A 9,775-nucleotide genomic window follows, 5' to 3' on the forward strand; every position below is an offset into this window, starting at 1 on the left:
CACCAATGACGCGGATTTTCCCCCCTCAACACGCTGACAAACTCTTCGCCGAAGCGCTAGCTGAAATTGCTGAGCGACCCAACCCAAAACGACGACTACGCGCATACCCACGCGTCGTCAAACGACGGCAAGTCGGAGCGAAACTCACCAAACGAGCCGACCACCGAGAAGCAAGGTACGCGGACCCACCGAACATCCGGCTGACACCTCGGGCAGCTTAAGTCAGTGGCATTGCTGTCGACAGATGGCGGGGTTTGGCGTGAGCACCGGCATGTGTTCAAGGGCGATTAAACAGTCTAGACTGTGTGTATGCCCTTAGTATCCGTGACGAGCACACCTCAGGGAGCCCCCACGCCCACCCGGACCGCCACTCGTTTCAGCCCGAAGATGGTCACCCCGCTGGTCGCCAGCGCGATCCTCAACCCGATCAATTCGACCCTCATCGCCGTCGCGCTCGTGCCGATCGGGCTCAGCTTCGGCGCCGGACCCGGGCAGACGGCGTGGCTGATTTCCGCGCTGTACCTCGCGACCGCCGTCGGCCAGCCGGTGGTGGGCCTGTTCGTGGACCGCTTCGGCGCCCGCAAGGTGCTGCTGACCGGGGCGGCGATCGTCGCGGTGGCAGGGACCGCCGGGCTGTTCCCGATCTCGATCGGGTGGTTGATCGGCGTCCGCGTGATCCTCGGCCTCGGCACCTGCGCGGGGTTCCCCGCCGCGATGGCCGTGCTGCGCAAGCACGCCGAAGCGACCGGGCAAGACGTACCCGCCCGCGTGCTTTCGGTGCTGTCGATCTCCTCGCAGACGATCATGGTCATCGGCCCGACCCTCGGTGGCGCGCTCATCGGACTGTTCGGCTGGCCCGCGATCTTCGCGGTGAACATCCCGCTCGCCGGACTCGCGATGATCTTCGCGTTGCGATGGGTCCCGCGCGACGCCCGCCCGGCCGAAGCCAAGCCGGCGGGCGGCATCGACGTCGCCGGGATCGCGCTCTTCTCGCTGACGCTGCTGGCCGTGCTCTTCTACGTGATGGACCCGCAGGCGGGCAACCTGTACCTGCTGGGCATCGCCGTCGTCCTCGGCGCCGCGTTCACCTTCGTCGAACTGCGCGCCCGGAAGCCGTTCCTGGATCTGAGGATGCTCGCGGCGAACAGCGCGATCCTGCGTACCTATCTGCGGCAGGCGCTGTCGTACCTGATCATCTACGCGATCATGTTCGGTTACGTCCAGTGGCTCGAGTCGAGCCGCGGGCTGAGCGAGTCGGCGGCCGGGGCGATGCTGCTGCCGATGTCCGTCGTGGCCGTGGCGGCGGCCGCGTACTCGGGCAAGACGACCGGCGTGCGGGCCAGGCTGATCCTCACCGCGGCGGCGTTGACGGCGGGCTCCGCGCTGCTGCTCTGGGTCGACGGCGGCACCTGGATCGGCGCGCTGATCGTGGTCGGCGCGGTCTTCGGACTGGCGCAAGGACTGACCAGTGTGACTAACCAGACAACCCTGTATCGCGAGGCTCCCGCGGGCCAGATGGGCACCGCCAGCGGGCTGTTCCGGACCGCCCAATATCTCGGTGCGATCGCCGCGTCGACGCTGATCGCGCTGTGCTTCGGCCCCCACGCGAGCTCAACCGGCTTGCACCACCTGGCCTGGGCTTTGACCGCCGTCGGTGTGGTGCTACTCACGGTCACCGTCCTCGATCGGGGCCTCAAAATCGCCCCTCGGATGCGCGGCGACAATCGTGAGCGCACGATAAGTACGTGACCCGTAATGCGCCCCAAGACGACATCGACGAGAGCCGGATCCAGGTCGGCAAGCCCAAGGGCTGGGCCGCCGGAATACCGGGAGTCGCGACGTCGCTCGTCCGCGGTGTGGAACAGATGGGCACCGGCCGCACCATCCGCACACTGCGCCTGCTGAACCAGCGCGAGGGCTTCGACTGCCCCGGCTGCGCGTGGCCCGAACCGCAGCAGGCCGACGGCGGCCACCGCCACGTCGCCGAGTTCTGCGAGAACGGCGCGAAGGCCGTCGCGGAAGAAGCCACCAAACGCCGTGTCGGCCGTGAGTTCTTCGCGAAGCACACGATCGAGGAACTGCGCGGCAAGACCGACTACTGGCTCGGCCAGCAGGGCCGCATCACCGAACCGTTCGTGCTGCGCGACGGGGCCACCCACTACGAACCCATCTCATGGGACGGCGCGTTCGACCTGATCGCCGGCGAGATGAAGGCGCTCGAAGACCCGAACGAGGCGATCTTCTACACCTCGGGCCGCACCAGCAACGAAGCCGCGTTCGCCTACCAGCTCATGGTGCGCTCGTTCGGCACGAACAACCTGCCCGACTGCTCCAACATGTGCCACGAGTCGTCGGGCGCCGCGCTGTCGGAGACCACGGGCATCGGCAAGGGCTCGGTGAGCCTGGCCGACATCCACCAGGCCGACCTGATCGTCGTCGTCGGGCAGAACCCCGGCACGAACCACCCGCGGATGCTCTCCGCGCTGGAGCAGGCCAAGAAGAACGGCGCCAAGATCGTCGCGGTGAACCCGTTGCCCGAGGCCGGGTTGATGCGGTTCAAGAACCCGCAGAAGGTCCGCGGCGTCGTCGGCAACGGCACCCCGCTCGCCGACGAGTTCGCGCAGATCCGCCTCGGCGGCGACCTCGCGCTGTTCCAGGCGCTCGGCCATCTGATGCTGGAGTGGGAACAGCAGTCCCCCGGCAGCGTGGTCGACCAGGCGTTCATCGACGCGTCGACGGACGGTTTCGAGGACTACGTGAAGCAGGTCCGCGACCTCGACTGGAACGCCGTCGGCGAAGCCACCGGCCTCCCGCGCGACCAGATCGAGCGCATCGCGCACCTGCTCGTCGACTCCGAGCGCACCATCTATTGCTGGGCGATGGGCCTGACGCAGCACAAGCACGCCGTGCCGTCGATCAAGGAGATCGCGAACGTCGCGCTGCTGCGCGGCATGATCGGCAAGCCCGGCGCGGGCCTGTGCCCCGTCCGCGGCCACTCCAACGTCCAGGGCGACCGGACGATGGGTGTCTGGGAGAAGATGCCCGAAGAGTTCATGAGCGCGCTCTCGGACGAATTCGGCATCCCGATCCCCCGCGACCACGGCCTCGACACCGTCGACTCGATCCGCGCGATGCGGGACGGCAAGGGCAAGGTCTTCTTCGCGATGGGCGGCAACTTCGCCTCCGCCACCCCGGACACCGAACTCACCGAGCGCGCGCTGAAGTCGTGCGAGCTGACCGTCCATGTGTCGACCAAGCTGAACCGCTCGCACGTCGTCCACGGCCGCACGGCGCTGATCCTGCCGACGCTGGGCCGCACCGAGCGTGACGTCCAGGCGACCGGCGAGCAGTTCGTGACCGTCGAGGACTCGATGTCGGTCGTGCACAGCTCACGCGGCAGGCTCAAGCCGTCGAGCGAGCACCTGATCTCCGAGGTCGCGATCGTCTCCCGCCTCGCGCTGGCGCTGTTCGGCGAAGGCCACGCGGTGCCCTGGGCCGAGTTCGAACGCGACTACGACAGGATCCGCGACAGCATCTCGCGCGTGGTGCCCGGCTGCGAGGACTTCAACGCCCGCGTGCGCCTGCCGGACGGCTTCGTCCTCCCCAACGCGCCGCGCGACGCCCGCGAGTTCACCGGCACCAAGAACGGCAAGGCGAACTTCACCGCCAGCGACCTGGAGTGGCCGGTGGTGCCCGAGGGCAGGCTGCTGCTGCAGACCATGCGCAGCCACGACCAGTACAACACCACGATCTACGGCCTTTCCGACCGCTACCGCGGTATCGAGGACGGCCGCCGCGTGGTGTTCGTGAACCCGGACGACATCACCGAACTCGGCGTCGCGGACGGCCAGATCGTCGACCTCGTGTCGGAGTGGCGCGGCGGTGACCGCCGGGCCGAGAAGTTCCGCGTGGTCTCGTATCCCACGGCTCGCGGCTGCGCTGCGGCGTACTTCCCCGAGGCGAACGCCCTCGTCGCACTGGACGCCGTCGCCGACACCTCGAACACGCCGGTGTCGAAGGCCATCGTGATCCGCCTGGAGCCCACCACCTAAGCGTTGCTCGTGAGTGGCTACGAGTGTTCTAACACTCGTAGCCACTCACGACCCACCCACTTAGCCCGCGGCCCAGAAGACGGCTTTGCCGACTTGGGCGAACAGGCCCTTCGGGTGGCCGCGGAACAGTGGCTCGGTACCGAACAGCACAACCCGGGCACCCGCGCCCGAGGTTCCCGACACCACGGCCGCGGCACCGGCCGCCTCAGCCTGTCCGTTGCCCGCGTCGCTCGGCAGCCAATGGCCTGCCACAAGGGGTTTCCCCGCCCCGTAGCGCTGCTCGGCGACCACACCCGGCCCGAGATCGGTGAACCACTGCGGCGAGTAGACGAACGAGTGGCCCGGGGAACCGGCGCCCACCACGCCCGCGCCGTTGGTCACCGTCACGACGCCGTTCGCGTCACCACGACCGGCCACCGCGCGCACCGGTAGCAGTCCCGTCGCGGCGTTGAAGGCCGAGCCGGTCGCACCTCTGGTCACCACGCCACCACGGGCCAGGAACGCGGTCAGCGACTGCTTGGCGGCGGCATTCAAAGCACCGTACGACAGGCCTGCCGACACGAACAGCGTGTCCACCCGGCTGAAGTCGAAGCCCGCGTTGAGCACCGCGGTGGACACCGGCCGCACCTCGAAACCCAGTTCCCGCAACACCGACAGCTCGTCGGCCGACACCGCCGCGGCGATCACCGGCCGGTGCAGCAGCGGACCGCGCGGTCCAGGACCGGCCGTGGTGAACCGCACGCCCATCTCCCTGGCGACCGTGAGCGCGCCGCCGCGGGCCGAAGCGGGTACGACCACTGTGCCGTCGGCCTGCCGGTGCACCGGCAACCCCTGCCCCAGCAAGGTGTTCACCGCCAGCACGTCCTTGCCGTCGGTGAGCGCGAGCGCCAGATCCCTGCCCAGCACGGCGTCCACGCCGCCGGTCGGGGCCGCGGCTGTGACCGGCGTGGTCCACACCCGGGGCGTCTCGGACTTCACGATGTCGACCGACGCGCCCCACAGCAGCCGATGGCTCCAGCCGGAGATGTCGTACATCTGCGGCACATCCGCCGAGATGTCCTTGCCGTCCTCGAGGATCACGTTGGCCAGCCCGCGTTTCGGCTGGTGCATGTCGACGACGTACGAACCGGCGGGGTACCGCTTGCCCGCCAGCGCGAACGGCGTCTTCGCCCGCCCCACCCGGACATCGTTGGCCACCAACTGGTCGACAAGGCGCGCCGCGGCAGGACCGGAGCCCTCCGGGATCACGTACGCGCGCGGGAACTTCGTCGAATACCGGTCCTCCGGCCCGAATCCGGGAACGAAACCGTCCGAAATGGACGGTGAACCCGCGCCTTCCCAGCCGCGCCGGAACAGCTCGATCTGGTCGGCGATCAGCGAGCCGCGGTTCTCGTCGACGTACTCGACAGCGGCTTTGATGGTGGCCGCCGAGACGTCGGTGTTCACCACGGAGCGACGCCGCAGCTCCTCGACGGGCAACGTGTCGTAGTCGGTTCTGTTGACCCGCAACGGAACCTCGACCGTGTGCCCGACGGCGCCGTGGTACATCGAGTACATCGGGGTGAAGATCGGCGGCCAGTCGTCCCACTCCCCCGGCGGGAAGTCGCGGAACGGGATGTCGGCACGGGCGGTCTCCGGGTAGCCGAGCTCACCGATCGCCTTCTCCATGCCGAGCGCGTTCGGGTAGGCGTGCTTGATGTAGAGGTCGTACTCGTAGTTCTGGCCATGCGGCGGGGTCGCGGGCTCGATCAGGGTCGTGCCGGTGTACCCGTGTTCGTCGAGCAGCACCAGCGGCTGGGTGCCGATCACCACGTCGCGCACCGCCCTGGATTCCGGCTGCGTAGACGTTATGTGGTCCCGGTTGACGTCGAACCCGGCCCCGTTCGCCCTGGTACCCGCGACGCGCCCGTCGGGATTGTTGGTGACCGTGAAGTAGATCCGCGTGCGCTCGAGCAACCGCTTCTGCTCGGGGTCCGACGTCGTCGCGAGCCGCTCGATGACCCGCAACGCGCCGTCGGTGCCCTCCCACTCGTCACCGTGGATGTTCGCGTTGATCCACACCGGCGCCTTGTAGTCCCTGGCGAGCTGCCGATCGCGGGCGGCGGCCTTCGGATCGTCCTCGATCTGGGCCCGCCACCGGTCCTGGCGCCGGGTCTCCGCGGCGCTCTCCGGCGCGGTCACGGTCACCAGGTACAGGTCGCGCCCGAGCGTCGACTGCCCGACGACCTCGACCGACACCCGGTTGCTGCGTGCCTGCAAGCTGTTCAGCGCGGGCGCGATCGCGTGGTACGGCACCAGGCCGAGCTTGATCGCCTTGTCCGCGGGGTTTTCCGGATACACCCGCAGCTCCGTCCGGCGCGGATACCCCTGGCCGTGGGCCCGGTTTTCCCCGGTGGGCGCGGACAGAGTGCTCAGCGGCGGATCCGTCGCCGCGACCTCGTTGCGTTCCGCGCCGTTGCCCGGATCCCGGTGCTGACCGGGGCCGATCGGCACCGCTTGGGCCGGGGTCACCGACGCGGTGAGGACGAGGACGACAGCGACCAGCAGGCGCGACAACCGCACGGCAGACCTCCAGGAGCGAAAGTAAAGAGAGTCTTTCGTCCCGCTAAAGACTTGGCAAGGAGTTCAGCCGTTTCGACCTGGTAAACGCCTCAGTTGATGCAGTTGCCGCCGCCCGCGGTGATCGGGTCCGCGACGGCGAGTCCCTGTCCCGACGGCGAACCTCCGCCGGTCGCGTTCGCACCCGGCCCCGAATAGACCTGCCCCAACAGGACCTCGATATGCCCGGCGGGAACGTCCGCGGAGACCTGCGTGGTCAACCCACCCAGCAGCTTCGCCACCTCGGCCCCCTTCGTGGCCATCGCCGCGCCGAACCGCACGAGCGAGGTCTTCCGCGACGCCTGCTGATCCACGGTGCCTTCGATGAACCCGTTCTTGGTCAGCTCGGCCGCCACCCGCCCGGCGAGCCCGGCCTTGGTGCTCGTGTTGTAGACGTCGACGGTCGACCCCTGCGCCGGAGGCAGGGGAGGCGCTGGCGCGCCGATCAGGTCCCTGGCGAAGGACTTGATCTGCGCGGGATCGACCTTCACCGCCGTGTAGCGCGGGTTCTGCGGGTCGTAGCGGTAATCCTTGTTGACCACCGGCACGGTCGCGAACTCGATCGCCCCACCGGAAAGACCCTTCATCTGCTGGATGAAGTCGAGGATGTTCCACCCGTCATCGAGCACGACGGACTTCTTGACCGCGCTGATCAGGTCCGAGAGCTTGGCGGGGTTGGCGAGCGTGCCGCCGGACAGGATGGTTTTGGCGAGGGAGGCGAGAAAGGTCTGCTGACGCCGCACGCGGTCGAAGTCCGAGTCGGGGAGGTCGTGCCGCTGGCGCACGAAGGCGAGCGCGTCCGCTCCCGCGATGATCTGCTTGCCCGCCGGGAAGTCCGCACCGGAGTCCTTGTCCTTGGTCGCCCGGTTCAGGCAGACCTCGACCCCGCCGACAGCCTTGCTGATCTCGTAAAAGCTCAGCAGGTTGACTTCGGCGTAGTGGTCGATGGTCACGCCGCTGAGATCCTCGACGACCTGCCTGGTCGCGCGGCGAGCGGCCGTCACGGACTCGGTGCCGATCCGGGCCTTGTCGGTGACGCCTTCCTTGCGCAGCTTGCCGGCGGCGGCAAGCTTTCCGAGCGTGAAGGCGGCGTTGATCTTGTTCTTCCCCAGCTTGTCAGGAAGGTCCACATAGGAATCGCGGGGGATCGAGAACGCCTTGACCTGCTGCTGCCCGTTCGGGATGCGGAGCACGATGAGCGTGTCGGTGAGGTCGTCACCGTTCGCCCCCGCCCGCAGCTCCCGCAGGACCTCCGGCGCCAGCGGACGGCCCTGGTTGTCCTCCCGCGCGTCGCGTCCGACCAGCAGGATGTCGACGGCGCCATCCGCGGGCTGCTCACCGGGCGGGGTTTCGTGGCCGCCACCGATCACGTCGGAGCGGATCAGGCCCGTCTCCAGCGAGGTCAACGTCGAATAGCCGTACGCCGTCGCCCCGAAGACACTGGAGGCCACGAGCACGACGACGACCTTCCCGCCGATGCGCCACACCACGGGAATCTCCGTTCGCCAAGGATCTTGTCAGTCCCTAGACGCGAGAAAGTCTCATTTTGTTGACTCCGGTGACCCAGCTCACAGTGATCACCGCAGGTGGGAGGCGCCGTTCAGATCGAGTATCGTGCCCGAAGCCCAGGTCGAGTCCGCCGAAGCCAGGTAAACGACCGCGGCGGCGACCTCCTCCGGTTCGCCGACCCGCCCGAACGGGCTCTGTGAGCGCACGACGTTTCCGGACGCTCCGGCGAGCTTGACGGCCTGCCTGTCGGTCGCGATGAAGCCCGGCGCGACCGAGGTGACCGAAATCCCGTGCGGCGCCAGTGAAACAGCCAGTGACTGACCGAACGCGTGCAGTGCGGCCTTGCTCGCGCCGTACGCCGGATGATCGGGTTCGCCCTTGAACGCGCCCCGCGAGCCGACGTTCACGATCCGCCCGGCGACACCGCGAGCGATCTGGTGGCGCGCCACGCAGTAAGTCACGTTGGCCGCACCCAGGAGATTGACGTCGACAGTGCGCCGCCACACGTTCTGCCAGTCCTCATAGGACACTTCGGCCACGCGATGCGCGCTGGCTTCGGTGGGTGCCACGGCGGCGTTGTTCACGAGCACGTCGACGCCGCCGAGAGCCTCCTCGGCGGCGTCCGCGATCCGTTGTGCCGCAACGGGATCGGCCAGGTCGCCGTGGAGCAGGACATGCCCGCCACCCGGCAAGGCCTTCAGTGTCGCCTCGGCGTCGGACAGATTCGAGCCGTAGTGCACCGCGACGCGATCACCGAGCTCGGCGAACGCCGACGCGACCGCGCGGCCGATCCCGCGCGACGCGCCGGTGACCAGGACGCCCCGGCCACTCACTTCGCGAACAGCTGCGACTCGTCCCGGAAAGCCTTGAACTCCAAGGCGTTCCCGGCCGGGTCGTGCAGGAACATCGTCCACTGCTCCCCCGGCTCGCCCGCGAACCGCTGATACGGCTCGATGACGAACTCGGTGCCCGCGTCGCGCAGTTTCCCGGCCAGCACCTGGAACTCCTCGACCGAGAGGATCAGCCCGAAGTGCGGCACGGGAACGTCGTGCCCGTCGACCGGGTTGCGGCCGGCTTCGGCGCGCGCACCCGGTACGACATGGGTCACCACCTGGTGGCCGTGGAAGTTCCAGTCCACCCACGCCTCGGCCGAGCGCCCTTCGGGCAGGCCGAGGACCTCACCGTAGAAGGCGCGGGCCTTGGCCAGGTCATCGACGGGAATCGCCAGGTGGAAACCCGGGCGGACGGACGTGGTCATCTAGGTCCCTTCTTCGAAGTCGCTCAGCCGCCGAACAGCTGGACGACCTTGCGGACGAGTTCATAGACACCGTAAGCGAACGGCACCGCGACCCAAAGCCACGCCAGCGCCATCAGCCCGGTCCGGCTGCGTACCTGCGGCTGCTCACTCATTTCGCTTCACTTCCCGCTGTCGCGCCGACAGCGCCCTGCGCCGGCTCGTGGAACTTCGGGTTGACCGGCCGGACCAGCTCGTTGGCGATGAAACCGACGATCAGCAGCCCGATCATGATGTAGAACGACATCGTGTAGAGGTCCGGGCCCACCTTGCCCGCGGCCTTCTCGCTGTCCGCGATCCGGTTGACGATCAGCGGCCCGAG

The 9,775-nt window shown here is 68.3% G+C and carries 7 protein-coding genes and 1 pseudogene; 2 read left to right on the forward strand and 6 right to left on the reverse strand.

Annotation, left to right across the window (positions count from 1 at the left end):
• Positions 1-387: 387 nt before the first annotated feature.
• Positions 388-1,749 carry an MFS transporter gene (locus tag VGP60_RS18145; RefSeq protein WP_327549207.1) on the forward strand — a complete coding sequence of 454 codons (1,362 nt, stop codon included), beginning with the start codon at positions 388-390 and terminating at the stop codon, positions 1,747-1,749.
• Positions 1,746-4,052 (forward strand): FdhF/YdeP family oxidoreductase, encoded by a 2,307-nt coding sequence (locus VGP60_RS18150; RefSeq protein WP_327549201.1) that lies wholly within the window; start codon positions 1,746-1,748, stop codon positions 4,050-4,052. The genes VGP60_RS18145 and VGP60_RS18150 overlap by 4 nt, the downstream gene beginning before the upstream one ends.
• A gap of 60 nt (positions 4,053-4,112) precedes the next feature.
• On the opposite strand, the gene VGP60_RS18155 is transcribed toward VGP60_RS18150, so the two are convergent.
• The 6 genes and pseudogenes from VGP60_RS18155 to VGP60_RS18180 all read right to left on the reverse strand — a co-directional run.
• Complete coding sequence (locus tag VGP60_RS18155) at positions 4,113-6,614, reverse strand: M14 family zinc carboxypeptidase (protein WP_327549202.1); 2,502 nt, start codon at positions 6,612-6,614, stop codon at positions 4,113-4,115.
• Positions 6,615-6,703: 89 nt separating this feature from the next.
• Positions 6,704-8,140, reverse strand: a complete 1,437-nt coding sequence (locus VGP60_RS18160) for an LCP family protein (RefSeq protein WP_327549203.1) — start codon at positions 8,138-8,140, stop codon at positions 6,704-6,706.
• Positions 8,141-8,227: 87 nt separating this feature from the next.
• Positions 8,228-8,992 (reverse strand): SDR family NAD(P)-dependent oxidoreductase, encoded by a 765-nt coding sequence (locus tag VGP60_RS18165; protein ID WP_327549204.1) that lies wholly within the window; start codon positions 8,990-8,992, stop codon positions 8,228-8,230.
• Complete coding sequence (locus tag VGP60_RS18170) at positions 8,989-9,417, reverse strand: VOC family protein (RefSeq protein WP_327549205.1); 429 nt, start codon at positions 9,415-9,417, stop codon at positions 8,989-8,991. Before VGP60_RS18170 ends, VGP60_RS18165 begins: the two co-directional genes overlap by 4 nt.
• 23 nt (positions 9,418-9,440) lie before the next feature.
• Complete coding sequence (locus VGP60_RS18175) at positions 9,441-9,569, reverse strand: MFS transporter small subunit (RefSeq protein ID WP_327549206.1); 129 nt, start codon at positions 9,567-9,569, stop codon at positions 9,441-9,443.
• A pseudogene (locus tag VGP60_RS18180) lies at positions 9,566-9,775 on the reverse strand (MFS transporter); the annotation flags it as partial. The pseudogene VGP60_RS18180 and the gene VGP60_RS18175, both read right to left, overlap by 4 nt.

Origin of the sequence: Amycolatopsis sp. (genome assembly GCF_036008905.1) — a bacterium.
In the GTDB taxonomy this organism is placed as follows: domain Bacteria; phylum Actinomycetota; class Actinomycetes; order Mycobacteriales; family Pseudonocardiaceae; genus Amycolatopsis.

What these genes read in the sequence shown, in the direction of transcription:
- VGP60_RS18145 (WP_327549207.1), top strand. Translation starts at nt 388, where the DNA reads ATGGTCACCCCGCTGGTCGCCAGCGCGATCCTCAACCCGATCAATTCG.
- VGP60_RS18175 (WP_327549206.1), bottom strand. Translation starts at nt 9,569, where the DNA reads ATGAGTGAGCAGCCGCAGGTACGCAGCCGGACCGGGCTGATGGCGCTG.
- VGP60_RS18170 (WP_327549205.1), bottom strand. Translation starts at nt 9,417, where the DNA reads ATGACCACGTCCGTCCGCCCGGGTTTCCACCTGGCGATTCCCGTCGAT.